This window comes from Ornithinibacillus californiensis (genome assembly GCF_001038485.1).
GTDB classification, from domain to species: Bacteria; Bacillota; Bacilli; order Bacillales; family Amphibacillaceae; genus Ornithinibacillus; species Ornithinibacillus californiensis.
Window position 1 is genome coordinate 1 of record NZ_LDUE01000007.1, and the last position, 17,973, is coordinate 17,973.

General features: G+C 38.3%; 18 protein-coding genes. 9 read left to right on the forward strand and 9 right to left on the reverse strand.

Annotation, left to right across the window (positions count from 1 at the left end; genetic code table 11):
• Positions 1-42: 42 nt before the first annotated feature.
• A complete protein-coding gene (locus TE34_RS01285; protein WP_047983024.1) occupies positions 43-1,260 on the reverse strand; it encodes an ISL3 family transposase in 1,218 nt (405 codons plus the stop codon).
• A gap of 150 nt (positions 1,261-1,410) precedes the next feature.
• Positions 1,411-2,463, reverse strand: coding sequence for a type 2 isopentenyl-diphosphate Delta-isomerase (gene fni / locus TE34_RS01290; protein ID WP_047983025.1), 1,053 nt, complete (start codon positions 2,461-2,463; stop codon positions 1,411-1,413).
• Positions 2,464-2,602: 139 nt separating this feature from the next.
• On the opposite strand from fni, the gene TE34_RS01295 reads away from it, so the two are divergent.
• A complete protein-coding gene (locus TE34_RS01295) occupies positions 2,603-3,142 on the forward strand; it encodes an HD domain-containing protein (protein ID WP_047983026.1) in 540 nt (179 codons plus the stop codon).
• A 44-nt stretch (positions 3,143-3,186) separates the two neighbouring features.
• On the opposite strand, the gene rsgA is transcribed toward TE34_RS01295, so the two are convergent.
• Positions 3,187-4,245, reverse strand: a complete 1,059-nt coding sequence (rsgA, locus tag TE34_RS01300; RefSeq protein ID WP_047983027.1) for a ribosome small subunit-dependent GTPase A — start codon at positions 4,243-4,245, stop codon at positions 3,187-3,189.
• Positions 4,246-4,529: 284 nt separating this feature from the next.
• Between rsgA and TE34_RS01305 the strand changes: the two genes are divergently transcribed.
• A complete protein-coding gene (locus TE34_RS01305) occupies positions 4,530-5,024 on the forward strand; it encodes a nucleoside deaminase (RefSeq protein WP_053074931.1) in 495 nt (164 codons plus the stop codon).
• Positions 5,025-5,266: 242 nt separating this feature from the next.
• Here the strand turns inward: TE34_RS01305 and TE34_RS01310 are convergent, their stop codons facing one another.
• Positions 5,267-6,091, reverse strand: coding sequence for an aldo/keto reductase (locus tag TE34_RS01310; protein ID WP_047983028.1), 825 nt, complete (start codon positions 6,089-6,091; stop codon positions 5,267-5,269).
• 154 nt (positions 6,092-6,245) lie between these two features.
• On the opposite strand from TE34_RS01310, the gene TE34_RS21360 reads away from it, so the two are divergent.
• From TE34_RS21360 to TE34_RS01330, 5 genes are read left to right on the forward strand one after another with little or no spacing between them, the layout of a single operon-like run.
• A complete protein-coding gene (locus tag TE34_RS21360) occupies positions 6,246-6,665 on the forward strand; it encodes a helix-turn-helix domain-containing protein (protein ID WP_236687085.1) in 420 nt (139 codons plus the stop codon).
• A complete protein-coding gene (locus TE34_RS21365) occupies positions 6,601-7,032 on the forward strand; it encodes a hypothetical protein (protein ID WP_236687086.1) in 432 nt (143 codons plus the stop codon). Before TE34_RS21360 ends, TE34_RS21365 begins: the two co-directional genes overlap by 65 nt.
• A gap of 41 nt (positions 7,033-7,073) precedes the next feature.
• Positions 7,074-7,430: a VOC family protein gene (locus tag TE34_RS01320; RefSeq protein WP_047983029.1), complete on the forward strand. Its 357-nt coding sequence runs from the start codon at positions 7,074-7,076 to the stop codon at positions 7,428-7,430.
• Between the two features lie 16 nt (positions 7,431-7,446).
• A complete protein-coding gene (locus TE34_RS01325; protein WP_047983030.1) occupies positions 7,447-8,346 on the forward strand; it encodes a DUF899 family protein in 900 nt (299 codons plus the stop codon).
• Positions 8,347-8,379: 33 nt separating this feature from the next.
• Complete coding sequence (locus TE34_RS01330) at positions 8,380-9,813, forward strand: amidase (RefSeq protein ID WP_047983031.1); 1,434 nt, start codon at positions 8,380-8,382, stop codon at positions 9,811-9,813.
• Positions 9,814-10,195: 382 nt separating this feature from the next.
• Here TE34_RS01330 and TE34_RS01335 read toward each other — a convergent pair whose 3' ends face one another.
• Positions 10,196-10,708: a GNAT family N-acetyltransferase gene (locus tag TE34_RS01335; protein ID WP_047983032.1), complete on the reverse strand. Its 513-nt coding sequence runs from the start codon at positions 10,706-10,708 to the stop codon at positions 10,196-10,198.
• A gap of 177 nt (positions 10,709-10,885) precedes the next feature.
• On the opposite strand from TE34_RS01335, the gene TE34_RS01340 reads away from it, so the two are divergent.
• Positions 10,886-12,658: a methyl-accepting chemotaxis protein gene (locus tag TE34_RS01340; protein ID WP_047983033.1), complete on the forward strand. Its 1,773-nt coding sequence runs from the start codon at positions 10,886-10,888 to the stop codon at positions 12,656-12,658.
• A gap of 42 nt (positions 12,659-12,700) precedes the next feature.
• On the opposite strand, the gene TE34_RS01345 is transcribed toward TE34_RS01340, so the two are convergent.
• Both TE34_RS01345 and TE34_RS01350 read right to left on the reverse strand, forming a co-directional pair.
• Positions 12,701-13,273 carry a DNA-3-methyladenine glycosylase I gene (locus tag TE34_RS01345; protein WP_047983034.1) on the reverse strand — a complete coding sequence of 191 codons (573 nt, stop codon included), beginning with the start codon at positions 13,271-13,273 and terminating at the stop codon, positions 12,701-12,703.
• The gene (locus TE34_RS01350; RefSeq protein ID WP_047983035.1) at positions 13,257-14,108 is read right to left on the reverse strand and encodes a sulfurtransferase; all 852 of its coding nucleotides are present in this window, start codon (positions 14,106-14,108) and stop codon (positions 13,257-13,259) included. Before TE34_RS01350 ends, TE34_RS01345 begins: the two co-directional genes overlap by 17 nt.
• A gap of 149 nt (positions 14,109-14,257) precedes the next feature.
• Between TE34_RS01350 and pepT the strand changes: the two genes are divergently transcribed.
• Positions 14,258-15,493 carry a peptidase T gene (pepT, locus tag TE34_RS01355; protein ID WP_407944345.1) on the forward strand — a complete coding sequence of 412 codons (1,236 nt, stop codon included), beginning with the start codon at positions 14,258-14,260 and terminating at the stop codon, positions 15,491-15,493.
• A 40-nt stretch (positions 15,494-15,533) separates the two neighbouring features.
• Here pepT and TE34_RS01360 read toward each other — a convergent pair whose 3' ends face one another.
• Positions 15,534-16,721, reverse strand: coding sequence for an MFS transporter (locus tag TE34_RS01360; RefSeq protein WP_047983037.1), 1,188 nt, complete (start codon positions 16,719-16,721; stop codon positions 15,534-15,536).
• 63 nt (positions 16,722-16,784) lie between these two features.
• Positions 16,785-17,801, reverse strand: coding sequence for a serine hydrolase domain-containing protein (locus tag TE34_RS01365; protein ID WP_047983038.1), 1,017 nt, complete (start codon positions 17,799-17,801; stop codon positions 16,785-16,787).
• Positions 17,802-17,973 lie beyond the last annotated feature (172 nt).

The following is a 17,973-nucleotide window of genomic DNA, read 5'->3' on the forward strand; positions in this document are numbered from 1 at the left end:
GGTTCTACGTCAAATGTTGGGGTGGTGACATTAGTCGCCACCTCATCCTATATGCACACCAACATCTTTATACTGTCTTGCCAATAAGATTTTCGCTCTAAATCGCTTAAAACTTCTAAATCCATATGCATTTCTCTTTATCACTTTAGTAGTATTATTTATACCTTCCAAAAAACCGTTAGAATAGTCGTATGCAAAGCTATTCAGTATTTCTATCTGCCAGTTTTGAAAGGTTTTAATGGCACTTATCATTTCAGGTATCTCCGCGTCGATTACCTTTTTATAGAAAGACTGTAGGTTTTCTTTCACTAGGGAGATGTGTTCTTTCCCCATAAGCTTCGCTTCCTCAAACCATTCTCGATAAGCTTCCTTTAATTCATACGCTACTTTCAGTTCATCTGACATACTTAAGTATCTTTCTAAGTGCCACTGCTCATCATCTTTTAAACGGCCCTTTGCTTTATGAAATACATACTTCATTCGCTTACATTTCTTACGATCATAGTCATGAAAGTCTTTTTGAACTCGTCTTCTCACGCGGTCTAATCCCCAGTAGATATAGCGACAAAAGTGAAAACGGTCAGCTACAATAATAGGTTTACCTAATGCGTTCTGAACAGCTGCCTTGAAAGCTGGACTCATGTCCATAATGACAACTTCTACTTTTGCCCCATGTTTTTGGAGATACTGTTTAATGGTTTTTTTATAGCGATTTGGGAGAATATCTAATGGTTGTTTCGTGATACCATCCGCAATAATTAACTGATATTTACCCTCTTTTGTATCACCTTTATATTCGTCAATCGCTATGACGGAAGGAAGTGAGTTTACCTCTTTAATCTCCGTTTCCGCTAATTGGTCAAAACGTCTAACAATGGTTGTTGCCGAGGAGCCATATGTTTCTCCTACCTCTTTAAAAGTTTTTGCTTTGATGGATCGGATAGAGACCGCTTGATTCCATTCCACGGAAGTGCGTTGATATCGTTCTACGAAGCCGTTTTCTTCAGAAAATCGTTTTCCACAGGAAGGGCAACTATAACGTCTGCGCTTATACCATAGTTGAGTCATTCTTTCGAACCATTTCAGATGTTTTACTTTTTGGTATCGATAGTCATGTATGCGTTCGGTTTCCTCTCCACATCGCGGACAACTATGTGGCTTACGCTCCATTTCCACATAAACTTCTACCTTCCCATCTCGCTCTACTAAATTTGTTACGTTACAGTCTTTTAATCCTGGCATATTCATGATAAAATCCATTTACACGCATCCCCATTCTTTATCTTGTTTCTCGTCAATTCAAGTATAAAAGAATGTTTGGGGTGCGTGTACTTTTTTTCTGAATTTTATTGAAACCCCAACAAATATTATAGAGCCAAAAAAAAGACTAAACGAAAATATCGTTTAGCCCTAATTATCTAATAATGATTTCCCCATAATGGAGACACGATTGGTGTTCTTCAGTTCACTTAAATTCTTAGCCCCTACACCAAACATCGTTATTTTCAATTCAAATTCAATTTGCTCCATAACTTGTAAGACTGCTTCAACTGACTCGGTTGCAGCTTGTAATAGGGATCTTGCAAAACCGATAATATCTGCACCAATGGTAACCGCTTTTGCAGCATCTAGTCCCGTTTTCATCCCACCACTAGCAACTAGTGGTACATTTGCTAACTCACTACGAACGGAAACAATGCAATCCTTTGTCGGTATTCCCCAGCTATTAAACGCCTCAGCTGCTGCTTTGCGTAGTGGGTCTTTTGAGCGTAATTTTTCGACTTGACTCCATGAAGTCCCTCCAGCTCCAGCAACATCAACAAAGGCTATACCTACATCATGAAGCTTCTTGGCGACTGTCCCATCAATACCAAAGCCAACTTCCTTCACGCCAACAGGTACCGTTAATGCTTTACAAACTTCTTCAATCTTTGGAAGAAGGTTATCGAAGTTCAAATCGCCTTCATCTTGTATCACTTCTTGTAATGTATTTAAATGAAGATATAGCGCATCTGCTTCAGTCATGTCAACAATTCGCTGTGCCTCTTCTGCACCATAACCATAATTTAACTGAACGGCACCAAGATTTGTGATTAAAGGAACATTCGGAGCTTGCTTACGGATTAAAAAAGAATCCTGATGCTTGTCCCCTTCCAGTAAAGCTCTTGTCGATCCTAGTGCAATGGCCCAACCTCTTTCTTCCGCAGCTAGTGCTAGGTTTTGATTGATTTCAGTGGCTAATTCAGAACCTCCTGTCATTGAGCTGACAAGGAAAGGTGCATTAATTTTTTTATTTAAGAACGTTGTAGCTATATTTATATCGGAAAAATTGATTTCAGGTAATGCATTATGGATAAACGATATTCCTTCTAATCCTGTTGTTTTATTCACACCTTCTACTTGGTCTGTTAAACATAATCGAATGTGTTCTGTTTTTCGTTTATTAATACCTTGTTCAGCCATATATCTACACTTCCAATCCAAATTATCTACCTACAGTTTACTTGTTTCCTTTGACGATTGAAAGTAAAGTGATGATGTTTTTAACAACCCTGTTATTACTATATAATAGGAAAAAAGACACGTGGAGGGAGAACTCTAATTGAAAGATAAAGCAAAAGAGTTTGCAACAAAAGCCCATGCAGGACAAAAACGAAAAAACTCAGACGATGACTATATTACCCATCCAATACGGGTAGCGAACAGGTTAGAGCAGGAAGGATTTTCAGAGGAGTTAGTGTGTGCAGCATATCTTCACGATGTAGTGGAAGATACGATTTATGAGATAGAAGATATTGAAAAACATTTCGGACAGAAGGTTGCAAGTCTAGTGGCTGCACATACGGAGGATAAATCTAAGTCTTGGAAGGAACGGAAGCAACATACTATTGATACGATTAAGCATGCAGCTAAAGAGGTTAAATACTTAATCGTCGCCGATAAATTGGACAACTTAATAGGATTAGAAAAAGATCTTAAGGTTCAAGGTGTAGCAGTATGGGAAAATTTCAATGCCGGTGTACAAGAGCAGAAATGGTATAACCAATCGATTGTTCAGAATATGTATGAGGGGTTGCAAGCCGATGAGATACCTGATTACTTTTATGAATATGAACAGCTAGTAAATCGGATATTCATTTAATAAAAAGGCATTTGCTAAGAGCGCAAATGCCTTTTTCCTATCATTTATTTCACGTTATGTTTTTGAATGTTTTTTTGATATTTGCTGATCTTTTTCCACTTACTTTTTTCTTCTAGTTTAGCCTTCTGATCTTGCTTACGTTTTTCATAGGCTATTTCCCGTTGTAGTTTAATGAAGCTTCTAAACCGTTTCTCTGTTAATTCACCTGTTTCTATTGCTTCTCGAATTCGGCAACCAGGCTCTGTTTTATGCTTACAGTCGGTGAATTTACATTCGGAAGCAAACACTTCCACATCTTGGAATGTCTGCTCTATTGCAGTTTCACCGTCCCACATTTGGATTTCTCGCATTCCAGGGGTATCGATTATCATGGCACCGTTAGGAAGCATAAACATCTCCCTATGGGTAGTCGTGTGACGCCCTCTACTATCATCTTCACGGATTTCCTTCGTCTCCTGAACCTCGTACCCGAGTAAGGAGTTAATTAGTGTGGATTTTCCAACACCAGAAGAACCGAGTAATGCTCCTGTTTTCCCGGATGATAGGTACGTCTCCAATTCATCTAAGCCATCACCGGTTAAGCTACTAATCGTGAGAATGTCCACTCCTATTGCGACTTCACTCACGGTAGCTATGGCTTTTCTAACTTCTTCTTCAGTGACCTGGTCTTTCTTAGTAAGAAGAACAATTGGTGTTGCTCCACTTTCATAAGCCAATAGAATATACCGCTCAATTCTTCTGGCATTCAGATCATGGTTTAACGAATTCACAATAAATACAATATCAATATTCGCTGCCACTATTTGGGGATCTGTTCTTTCCCCTGCAGCCTGTCTAACAAACTGACTAGTTCTAGGCACAATCCTCTTAATAACCGCCTTATTCTCTTCAGGTAGCTTTTGTACCTCCACCCAATCTCCAACTGCTGGAAAGTCTAACGGACTTGATGCTTCATTTAAAAACTTCCCACTTAAATGTGCCAGGTAATCCATCTCTCCATCGGAGATTCGGTAACTATTTTTTTGTACAGTAATTACTCGTGCTGCTTTTTCTTTTTCTACTTCTAGTCCGTCTTTCCAACCTAATGTTTCTAGTTTATGCAAATATATTTCCTCCTTGAATTAACGGAGGATACGAATCTTAAGCCGATCGTTCCTCCAATTTAAAAGTATTATTATGGGTACGTACTGTTTGCTTTATTGCTCTCATAAAACACCATCTCCTTTCAATTGGATGAACCATTTATTCTTTTCTAGTTTACTACATTTTCCAAAAAAAGGTTATCATTATTTTAATAATTGGGTGATAAATTGGAAATTTTTCTTGAGGGAACTGTTCCCTTATAGGATAATAGTCTTACTTTTATACGAGAAGGCGGGGGAATACGTTGATTGATATTAATCAGTTGGACCATACTTTTTTCATGTCGGAAGCACTTAAAGAAGCTGAAGAAGCCGGAAAACGCGGGGATAGACCAATTGGAGCAGTGATTGTTTATGATAACAACATCATCGCAAGAGGATCTAACCGAATCGAAACCGGCAGCAGTAACTTAAAACATGCAGAAATTGATGCTATGAAACAATGTGCTTCTTTTCTTCAGGATCATGCTCGTGAATGTATTATTTATACTTCTGTAGAACCATGTATTATGTGTTTATCGACCATAGTCATGGCAAATATTCGCAATGTTGTCTTTGCAATAGACGATAAGTATATGAATATGAAGCCATTTATTCGGTCGAATCCATATATCGAAAAAAGGGTGCATAAGTATTTGGGAGGGGTTCTAGCAGAAGAGTCTGTGGAAATCTTAAAGAGGTATTCTCCTGAAATGGCTGAGGTGATTTTGCATGGCAGAAGATTTTCTGTGGAAAAGTAAATAATCTGGGACATAACTAAAGTTGAAGTTGAAAAAACGGATGATTTAACACATTAGCTCCGGAAATATACGGAGACTCCTGTGGGAGGATAGGCTTCGGTGAGACCCCGCAAGAGCCATAGCTCTGAGGAGGCTCACCAGCCGCCCACGGAAAGCGGAGTATATTTCCGGAGCGGGTATGATGCTCTAATCATAATAGTTCGGACTTTCTTAATGCTAAAATACTCTTGTCCCAGTCTCTATTATTTCACATAAAAATCATTAGGATCTGGACCATTGCGGTGATTTTGGTTAAGACCTTCTATTTTCTTCATTTCATCAGAAGTTAATTCAAAGTCAAAAACATTAAAGTTTTCTTCAATACGAGATGGTGTTACGGATTTTGGTATAACAATATTGTCATATTGTAAGTGCCAGCGTAGGATTACTTGTGCAGGTGTTTTACCATGGGCTTCTGCAATGCCTTGGATTACCTCGTTACTAAGTACTTCCTTCCCATTCATCAATGGACTCCAAGCTTCTAGGTATATATTATGTTCTTTACAGAATGCTTTTAATTCGGATTGCTGTAAGTATGGATGACATTCCACTTGATTTAGAACAGGAACTACTTCACACTCATCAAGAAGTCGTTGTAAGTGATCAATATGGAAATTACATACCCCAATTGCTTTCACCTTACCATCTTGATAAAGCTTCTCTAACGCTTTATAGGTATCTACATATAAATTTTCATTCGGCATAGGCCAATGAATTAAATATAAATCAACGTAATCAAGACCTAATCTTTCAAGGCTTTCTTCAAATGCCTTCAGTGTACCATCAAATCCTTGATCCGAATTCCATACCTTTGTTGTAATGAACAACTCTTCTCGAGGAACATCTGCCGCAGCGATTGCTCGACCAACACCTGCTTCATTTTGATAGATCATCGCTGTATCAATGGAGCGATACCCGACTTTAATCGCTTCTTTTACCGCGTTCTCTGCTTCATCATCAGATACTTGCCAAACACCAAAGCCAAGTTTCGGCATAGTGAGACCATTATTTAATGTTACATATTCCATCTTATCGCTTCCTTCTATGCTAGAATATTTTCCATTTTAACATATCCAATTTGTAAGAAAAAATTTCCCGACCTCCTATTAAGAAAAAGGTATTTTATCAGTTAGTGTCGAATTTCTACTATAAACAAACTTACATGTATATAGGTGAAAAGCTTTGAACAATGAGAAGGAAAAAATAATCTTACAAGCAATTGAATATATGAAAAGTCATTTACAAGAAGACATTACTTCAGAGGGTCTGGCAAAACTTGTTGGTTATAGCCCATACCATTTCAGTAGAGTATTTAAGGAAGTTACAGGTGTATCTCCCCGTCATTATTTGTCTGCATTACGGATCGAGGCGAGCAAGCTGATTTTAGCAAATTCATCTGGTTCTATTCTTAAAACTGTGCTAGGGGTGGGATTTTTAAGCCTTGGTACCTTCAGTGCTAAATTCAAGCAATTTGTTGGATTATCACCAAAGGAATTCAAGAAAGACATGGTATCCCTTCACCAACTTGTTAATGAATATGACTTTTCAACTGCACTTCATTCCCTTAGAATCGGCAACACCATCTGTTACGTGTCAGATTAACGCACCTCCAACATTTAAGGGGATTATCTTTGTTGGTTTATTCCCAAAACCAATACCAGATCAGCCTCCTATTGTGGGGACAGCATTAAATCACCAACAGAAAAGTTGTACATTTTCCAAGGTGCCAGAAGGAGAATATTATGTACTCGCTGCGGCAATTCGGAAAAGCCTAAATCCTAGTAATTACTTCATATTATCCCATGCTTTGAGAGGTATAGCCGAAGAGTCAGTTAAGATAGAAAAAAGTTCAAACGTCTATCGAGAGGTAACATTAAGAGAGCTTCTTGTCCATGACCCACCTATTTTAATCAATCTACCCAAGCTTCTATTGGATACTAAAAAGCGCAAACAAGAAGAAAAATCTTGAGCTTCATCATGCTACTATATTAAAAAAACGGAGGTTATAAAATGTTAAATCAAGTTTGTGTATTAACGATTAAAGTAGACGATATGGAAAAGGGAGTAGCATTCTATACGGAAATGCTAGATTTCAATGTATCAAAGAAGTATGGTGAAAACATTTTTAGTCTAGAACATAATGGACTACCACTCATTCTAGAGAAAACGGAAAATAGTGATGTACCAACTGGTTCTAATGTCTTATTCGCCATCCAGTCTAGTAATATTCAAGAAGACTTTAAAAAGCTCCAGGAAAAAGGAGTTAAGATGATCTCGGAGGAACCAATGCCTTGCCCTCCAGGATATTACTTTGTCATTGAAGACTTTTGTGGGAATCAACTGGAAATCTTAGAATTTGTAAATTAGAGGGGCGGTAGTCATAATGGATACTACTAAACTATTAGTTGAGATAGAAGAATTAGAAAAAGAAATTCACGAAAAGAAAAATAAGTTAATGGAATTACGCAAGTCCGTTCCACGCAACGAGGTTAATAACTATGTTTTCTTAGACTCCTCGAATAAAGAAGTAAGTCTACTAGAATTATTTGGTGATAAGGATGAATTAATTATCATTCAGAACATGGGTAAATCTTGTTCCTATTGTACCATGTGGGCAGATGGCTTTAACGGTGTTTATCACCATATTATTGAAAAAGCGACATTTGTTGTTGCCTCTCCTGATTCACCAGAAGCAATGGATGCATTTGCTGCAGAGAGAAGATGGCAGTTTCCAATGGTTTCAACTGCTGGAACTAGTTTTAAAACGGAACTAGGTTTTGAGAAGGATGGCTTTCAACATCCTGGTGTATCAACTTTTCAAAGGGATGATCAAGGAAGAATATTCCATGTTGCTGACGCTCCATTTGGCCCTGGTGATGAATTTTGTTCTGTATGGTATTTATTTGACCTGTTACCTTCTGGACAAAAGGGCTATCAACCGAAGAGAAAGATAAATAAAACATCTGATTTTGACCTAACCAATAATATCGCTATCCAAGTGAGTAACCAGCCGGAAGCAGTCAATTTTTACACGAATATCCTTGGAATGACTCCAGTTTGGTCCAATGATTCCGAAACGAAACTGACATTTGGCGGTCATAATTTTTACATGGAAAAGAGCGAGGAAAATAAGGTATTTTTCGAGTTTGCTGTTAAAGACTTCGAGATTGCTAAAGATCTATTACTTACAAATGGTTGTGTAATAACACAAGAATTCGGCGAGAAAAGCGTCATGATGTCTGACCCTTATGGATTACATTTCCATATCTTTGAACGAGCTTAACTAAACAATTGACATACTAGGGGGATACCACTAATGAATCAACTGATAGAAGCTACAGTATTGGAATTACAGGAAGCAATGGATGCTGGCCATACAACTGCGAAAGAAATCACGATCGCATTTTTAGAGCAAATTGCTAAGTATAATCAAGATGGGCCAAAACTAAATGCTATTTTAGAAATCAATCCAGATGCCATCTTCATCGCAGAATCCCTTGATATCGAACGGAAAGAAAAAGGCTCGCGTGGTCCGTTACACGGCATCCCAGTATTAATAAAGGATAACATTGATACAGGCGACAAGATGCATACATCAGCTGGCTCTATTACGCTAGCAGAACATTACGCGAAAGAAGATGCCTTTTTAGTGAAGCAATTAAGAGAAGCTGGGGCAATCATCTTAGGAAAAACAAACCTTACCGAATGGGCCAACTTTATGGCCATTGGAATGCCGAATGGTTACAGTTCCCGCGGTGGACAGGTACTTAATCCATATGGACCGGCTTCATTTGATGTTGGCGGCTCCAGTGCGGGTACAGGCTCTGCAATCGCGGCAAACTTTGCCCCGTTAGGTATAGGAACAGAAACAAGTGGCTCTATACTTAGCCCAGCAAGCTGCAATTCGCTTGTTGGAATTAAACCAACTGTGGGCTTAATTAGTAGAACTGGAGTTATTCCTATATCCAGCACACAAGATACCGCTGGACCTATGACTAGAACCGTTACTGATGCAGCAATTTTACTAGGAGCATTAACTGAAGTCGATCCTGATGACGCTGCTACTTCTACTAATCCAAACCGAATTAATGATTACACAGCATTTTTAAATACCGACGGCTTGAAGAATAAGCGAATTGGGCTATCACGCGAGTATCTAAAAGGTTTACCAGAAGAAGAACTTCAATTAGTAGAAAAAGCACTGCAAGATATGACAAAACTAGGAGCAACTATTATTGAGCCAGTAGACTTACCAACCGAGTTTACAAATATAACCGTTATGATTCATGAATTTAAAAACGGGCTCAATGCCTATTTAAAAAATGCCGATCCAAGCTTACCAGTCCATACGCTACTAGATGTCATTCAATACAACCAAGAGCATGCCGAATCAGCGCTTAAATATGGACAAAAGATTCTACTAGAATCCGAGTCTAAAAGTGGACGATTAACAGAAATGGAGTATTTACGTGATCGTCTAGAAGACATCAGACTTTCTCAGACAGAAGGAATCGATAAAGCAATTCATGAACATCAACTAGATGCGCTTGTATTTGTGAATAATTATGGTGCTGGCATCGCAGCCAAGGCAGGCTATCCATCAATTACCGTACCTTGTGGTTATACAAAAGAGGGAAAACCTGTAGGAATTACGTTTACCGGATTAGCATATTCTGAAGCAGAACTTATTGAATATGCCTATGCTTATGAACAAGCGACTAGACACCGTAAAGCTCCAATTCTCGAATGATATGGAAAGCAATCCTTTATTGGGTTGCTTTTTTTATATATTATTTCGAAATAGGTGGTTCAGGATTCGGAGTAATTAAGGAGACTTGGGCGTACGCACTTCCTGGTACTGGCTCATATATCCTAGATTGGGCACATGTTCTTACGCATCGGGATCATCTTCCGCAGATTGGGCGCATGGTCTTACGTATCAGGCTCATCTTCCGCAGATTGGGCGCATGGTCTTACGTATCGGGCTCATCTTCCGCAGATTGGGCGCATGTGCTTACGTCTCGGGTTCATCTTCCGCATTTTGGGCGCATGTGCTTACGTATCGGGCTCATCTCCCCACCAATAAAAGCAAAAAAAATAAGACTACACTATACTAAAGGTAGTCTCCTAAATCATTCATCATCATTCCAGACAATTTCTCCGTATTCCTCTTCATGATCAATTGTTACATCAAAGTTATGTTTCTCATAAAAGTATTGCAATCGGTCGACATGATCAAAGTCTCGCTTCACTAAATCACCAGTAATATACTGTACATTTTCTTCTTTTGCCATTTCTTTTAAATGCTCCATTAATACTGAGCCGTATCCCTTATTCTCTTCACCTTTAATCGCAGCTATGTGAATCGTACTATCATCCTTCACTTCTGCTTGCAGTGCTGAGTGCCAATTCCCACGATATGCTCGTTTACAACTGTGCAGCATTAATTGCCATGTATCCTTTTCTCGATCGGCATATACGACTACCCACTCATCATGAGGTGTCTGATCAATACTAATCACTTCTGATTTTTTCGCAATTTCTTTGATGTTATTTTGCATGCGATACAATTGTATCTCTAACGAATCAAGTTCTTCCTTTAGTTCTTCTTTGTTCTTCTCTTCTTGAAAGAATGCAGATTTCATATTGCTTCACCTCCCTATCTTAAAAGAACACACAGTTTGCTATTTTACTAGATTAAATGTATATAATCAACCTCAGGAGAAAATTGTCGATTATTTTCAAATAATACTTTAGAATTAGATAAATAGACCGATATAAAAATGAGAAACGCTTGATGTTCTTAACTGGGGGATATAGAAATGAAAAACAAAAAAATAAAGTTGCCTAAAGTAAAGAAAGAAAAAAAGCAAAAAAAGACAAAATCTAAAACTCTTTTTAATTGGAAGAACGTAAAGATTAGTCGTAAATATTTATATGTATTTTTAATGTCTGCTGTTCTTTTCATCGCTTCTGGCGCTGTAGTTTATTATCAATTAACGCAAAGCCAAAAAGATGTGGAAGCAATTGATGAGTATAGTGCACGTGTCAATGATATGGCTGACTTAGCCGCTTTGATTCAAATAAAAGACGTGCAGATTGCTGATTATTTATTGTCACGAAAAGATCGTTTTGCAGATGCTTTTGAGGAATATAAAGGTCAATTCGATGAGTTAAAAGCAAAAATAGAACCAACTCTGAAAACAGAAGAACAAAGACAGTTATTTGAACAAATTGTTGCCAATGACGGAAAAATCAATGATATGTTCTACGGTGATATAAGTGATGCAGTTAAAAGCAACCAAGAATATATGGCTATGTCCATTAGAGCTCGTTCATCTGAGCTACGTGCTGATACTATTGAGTTAGTTAATCAACTAATGGAAATTGTAAAGACAGACCAACAAGAAGTCGTTACTAAATCGAAAGCAAGTTTACAAGCAAGTAGTACCACTTTAAGCATCACCAACTCGGTAGCAATCATTCTAGGCATTATTCTATTGCTAATTGTAAGTAGAAGAATTGCAACAAGCTTACAGAAAGTCGTTAATATGACAACAGAAGTGGCAAACGGGAACATGTTAGTAGATGCTATTGATTATCAAGGAAAAGACGAAATTGGACAATTAGCTAGTGATACTAACTTAATGAAAGATAATATCCAAGGCATTCTATACAAGGTTGCGTCCGCATCCAATACACTTTCAACAAGAAGTGAAGAATTATCCCAGTCAGCAGATGAGGTCCGTGAAGGAAGTGAGCAAATTGCTTCTACCATGGAAGAATTATCATCTGGATCTGAAAACCAAGCAAATAGTGCCTCCGATCTTGCAGAACAGATGAATGATTTTGTACGGAAAGTACGTGTTTCTGAGCAAAACGGCTTAGAAGTCGCTGGTACATCTCAGAATGTTCTTTCGTTAACGAATGAAGGACAAGAGTTAATGAAATCATCTGTCGTTCAAATGAAGCAAATCGATGCCATCGTATCGGAAGCTGTTGAAAAGGTTCAAGGCTTGGATAAACAATCTACGGAAATTTCCAAATTAGTATCAGTTATTAAAGACATTGCTGGTCAAACAAACCTACTTTCCCTGAATGCAGCAATCGAGGCTGCACGAGCTGGGGAACATGGTAAAGGATTTGCGGTTGTAGCGGAAGAAGTGAGGAAGTTATCGGAGCAAGTTGCAAGTTCTGTTGGTGAAATTACCGCCATCGTAACAAGTATCCAAAGTGAGACAGGACACGTTGTAAATTCTCTGAACAGTGGTTACACAGAGGTAAAAGAAGGTACTGCTCAAATTGAGGAAACCGGTAAGAACTTTGCATCCATCCACAACTCTGTGACCGAGATGACATCAAAGATTACGGATATCTCTACGAATCTAAGAGAAATTGCTAATAATAGTAATGATATGAATAATTTAATAGAAGAGATCGCGGCTGTATCGGAAGAGTCTGCAGCAGGGGTAGAACAAGCAGCAGCATCCGCACAGCAAACGTTGAGCTCAATGGAAGAAGTATCCGTTAGTGCGGAGGAATTAGAAAAAATTGCAGAACAGCTTAACAACGAATTAAAAGTGTTTAGATTATAAACCAGAAAAGCTACTTTCCCTCTTAAGAGAAAGTAGCTTTTCTTAGTTTTGATAAAGATAACAATCCACTGTATGATCATTTACCATTCCAGTAGCTTGCATATAGGCATAGCATATGGTCGGTCCAACAAATTTGAACCCTCTTTTCTTCAGATCCTTACTCATAGCCTGTGATTCCTTTGTTTGGGCTGGTACTTCACTACTAGTTTTCCAGTGATTGACCAAAGGCTTGCCTCCAACAAAGCTCCAAATATATGTATCAAAACTACCAAATTCTTTTTGAACTTCTAAAAATCCTTTAGCATTGGAAACGACTGACCGGATTTTTCTCTGATTTCGAATAATACCTTCGTTTAGTAGCAACGCTTGTATTTTGTCTTCTTCATATGCTGCGATCTCTGTCGCATTAAAATGGTCAAAAGCTTCGCGGTAATTTTCTCTTCTTCTTAGAATAGTAATCCAACTAAGACCAGCTTGTGCCCCTTCCAAAATCAGCATTTCAAACAGCTTTTGGTCATCGTGAACAGGTCTCCCCCATTCATGGTCGTGATAGTCTCTGTATAGCTCATCATCCACAGGCACCCATGCACAGCGTTTTTTATTCATTGGTTTCATCCTTTGTTTCGACTAGATTATCTTCGTATGAGATCCAATCACTATAGCTTCCTGGATATAATTTAACATGGTGGAATCCTGCTGCTTTTAATGCAATAATGTTCGGCGTTGCAGAAACCCCAGAGCCACACGAAACAATAATCTCTTGATTTTTATCTAGGATAGAAAAATGGTTCTCTAACGCTTCCCTCGTTTTCCACTTACCTTCTTCATCTAAGATATCCATCCAAAAATAGTTCTTCGCACCCGGAATATGTCCCGCTTTACGATATAGAGGTTCCGTTTTTCCCAAATAGCGGTCATTACTTCTAGAGTCAATTAGTACAGCTCTTTTACTAGTAATATTTTCCCTTACACGGTTTATATCGACCACTTCATCTGTGCGAAGCGAAGGGATAAAAGTCTTCCCCTCACGATGAGGAATTTCCTTGGTTACCTCTTGCCCTGCTTGTACCCATGCCTCATAACCACCATCCAAGATATAAACATCTTGATGCCCTAAGTAATGTAATAACCACCAAAACCTTGGAGCGAACATATCATTTCCTTTATCATAAACGACAACCATTTTATTTTGGTCAATTCCTGCTTTACCTAGCTTGTTCGCAAAAACGTCTATATCTGGTAAAGGGTGGTTTCCACCATGTTCCCCTGGCTGACCAGAAAGATCTTCTTCTAAATCAAAATAAACAGCACCTGGTAGATGTGACTCCCCATATGCTTGTCTACCAGCCTTTGAGTCATTCAACTGAAAACGAGCATCAACAATAACCAATGATTTCTTAAGGTTGGTTAGTTTTTCCTTTAATTCTTTGACACTAATTACGTACGACATCCAACAACCTCCTCAACTAAATACGCTATACTTACTTATTCGCCAAGAAACACTATTTTCCTTTTATAACTAAATTATAATAATTTCCTAATTATTTCGAGTTACGGTATAATTATTTCATATTTAATCAAATTTCTAAAGAGGAGAGAATGACATTGAGAGATGATATGATCAAACGATTTACTACATATGTAAAAGTGGATACACAGTCAAACGAAGATAACGAAACAACACCGTCTACACCTGGGCAACTAGATTTATCAAACATACTTGTTGAGGAGCTAAAAGGCATTGGCATGGAAGAAGTAACTATTGACGAAAATGGTTATGTCTTTGCGACGCTTCCTTCGAATACGGACAAAGAAGTGCCGACAATTGGATTCCTAGCTCACGTAGACACAGCAACAGATTTCACTGGAAAAAATGTTAACCCTCAACTTATAGAAAACTTTGATGGTAACGACATCGTTCTAAACAAAGAATTAAACGTTGTACTATCAAGCAAAGAGTTCCCTGAGCTACCTAGCTATAAAGGGCACACACTAATTACTACAGATGGCACAACATTACTTGGTGCCGATAACAAAGCTGGTATTGCGGAAATCATGACAGCAATGGACTATCTGATCAAGCATCCAGAAATTGAGCATGGTAAAGTCCGTGTTGCCTTTACACCGGATGAGGAGATTGGCCGTGGACCTCATAAATTTGATGTAGAACGTTTTAATGCTGACTTCGCTTATACAGTTGATGGTGGTCCACTAGGAGAGCTTCAATACGAAAGCTTTAACGCAGCAGCTGCCAAAGTAACCTTTAAAGGTAATAGTGTACACCCTGGTACGGCTAAGAATAAAATGGTAAACGCTGGTAAAATGGCTGCTGAATTTGTAAGTAAGTTTCCTGAACAAGAATCACCAGAACATACAGAGGGCTATGAAGGCTTCTACCACCTAATCTCTATCAATGGTGATGTAGAAAAGACTCGCGCGTATTATATCATCCGCGATTTTGATCGTGATAGCTTTGAAAACAAGAAAACTACACTCACGAAATTCGTAGAAGAAATGAAAGCTAAATACGGTGAAGAAAGTGTTAATCTTGAAATGACAGATCAATATTACAACATGCGTGAAAAGATTGAACCGGTTATGGAAATCGTTGAGGTCGCAAAACAAGCGATGAAGAACCTAGATATTGAGCCTATTATTCAACCAGTACGTGGCGGAACTGACGGATCACAATTATCCTATATGGGCTTACCAACACCAAACATCTTCACTGGTGGAGAAAACTTCCACGGTAAATTTGAATATATTTCTGTCGATAACATGGAAAAATCCACAAAGGTTATTGTGGAAATCGCCAAGCTATTCGCATCAAAATAACAGCCAAAGCTGCCTTGGGGGTCTGACCCCTTAGGCAGCTTTACTTTTTCACAAAAATAGATAATATCAAACCAATCACTAACAAAAATGCCAGGATTATAAATGTAGTAAAATACGTGAATAGTTGTAACAGCTCAATTGCCACAATCGGTCCAAGCATCGCTCCAATAAACAGAATAAATGCATAGAAAGCATTCGCAAGTGCCCTTCTTTCTCCTCCTAGCTCTCCAATTAACACCATAATCGAAGGGAAAATCAAGGAGATCCCAAACACATAAATAATGCTCATCATTACGAGAAATACAATACTATCTCCAACACCTAATAGAAATAATCCTAGCGCTGCTAATAATAGTCCTAACCTAAGTGTAATGAATACACCTATCTTACCAACTATTCTTCCAACAAATGGCGAAATTAACATGCCAACAATACCAATTGCTCGAACCCCTAATATTTCTTTCTCACTTAAACCATATGGTTCATTACTAAGGTAACTCCCGAGTAACGTATACATCCCCATAAACGTTAGTAAAAGCATAATTGTAATCGTATAAATTAAGATGAAATTTCGTTGCTTAAAAATGAGCTTACTATGATAAACATAAAATGATATCCCTTCCTTGTGACCAGCTTTATCAGGTGTCGGAAGTAAGAAAAACACAGCCAATAAAGTAAGAAAATACAACACTCCAAAAGCTATAAACACCAAATTCCAGCTTCCCCATTGGTAGATGACATCCGCAAGTACTTGCCCAAATATGCCAGACGTTACGTAACCAAAGCTAATAAAGCCAATGGTCGTTACTATCTTTTTGGATGGGATAATATCAAATGCATACGCAAGGGCAGAAGGAGCAAAGGTCGATGCAACAAACCCTTGTATCCCTCGTAGAGCAATAAGTGCTCCAAAGCTATTTGTCATCGCAATGAGGGGCGTTACAATCGTTAAAGAAATCATTCCAAATACAATAATTTGTTTTCTGCCAATTCGATCGGCAAGTGGGCCAAATAACAGAAAGCCTACCGCATAAAAAAAAGAAAACGAGCTGCTAGTCCAAGCAGACATCGTTTTCGAGACGTCAAACGTACTTTCAAATACAGAAAAGAGTGGTGTTGTAACATACGCACTAGAAACTACAATTAATGCACACCAAAATAAAATAAAGTTGATTAATCCGTAATTTACACGTGCGGATACGTGTTGAATCGCTGCAGTTTCAGACATTTTCCCCACTCCTTCTAAGCTTCTTATACAAAGATATGAAGAAGTGGAGAAATGTGTGCTTGCCTAGGATAGTACCTCTTCTAATGCCAACATGATGGAATAGGCACCTTCACTCTTGTTCGAAGCAATAACTACTTCTAATCCAGTTGCATAAACTGCCGCGTGGAAACAAACGCCTGGATCATAACCCATCACATGATGCTTCGTAATCTTACCTTCATGCTTATCGATCCAGATGCCGTAACCATAGTACTCATCGTCATCACTTTCTACGTGGGGCGATAAGATTTTTTCCGTAGTTTTCTCTGATAATAACTTCTTACCAAATAGCGCTTCCCAGAAAAGCATCATATCATTTACGGTAATAAACGCTCCGCCGTCTGCTCCAGCTTTAACAGGAATAGAGTAGATATTACTTTTCCAAGTTCCAGACGCTTCATCATCAATATACCCAATTGCAGTATCATGTGGTAATTGGTCTAAGGAAAAATATCCTGATTGCTCCATACCAGCTTTAGCAAACACGTTTGACTCGATATATTCTGCGAAGCTCATTCCAGATAACTTCTCAATGATTAATCCTAATAGAATAAATCCTGCATTATTATAATGGAATCTTTCTCCTGGTTGGAACATCATTCCTCGATGTTGAAACATTGGAAGAAAATCCTTCAGCTCACGCATCATATACATCGGTCTTGCTTGCCAAAGCTCTTCAAAGTCGTCCATAACAGACTCATCAAAGTAATCTGGAATGCCAGAAGTATGAGTTAGTAACTGATGAACGGTGACATCCTCAGAGAAATGGGGAAAGTCAATATCCAAACAATCTTTTAATCTAGTTTCAAAATTAAGCTTTCCTTCATCCACTAGTATACCTATCCCTACCGCTGTAAATAACTTACATCCTGATGCGATGCCAAATCTAGTACTCAGAGAGTTTTCCCGTCTTTCGGAGCGATTAGAATAACCAAATGCAGACTCATAGACTACGTTTCCATTATTTTTAACTAGTACTGCTCCTGAAAATCCAATTTCTCCTACAATTTCCTCAACTTTTCTTGCTACTTGTTTGTACATAAAATGCTTCTCCCTTTCCACCAGAAAAAGCACAATTAATCCCTGCCAAATTAGTATAGCATTTTCCGGGTGTTTTCCCAATCTTATCCAATGAATCAAATGAACTATTTTTATTGTTTTATCCTCATTTATGTAAGCTTCGTAGTATAATAGATATAGCATTTCTATTGCT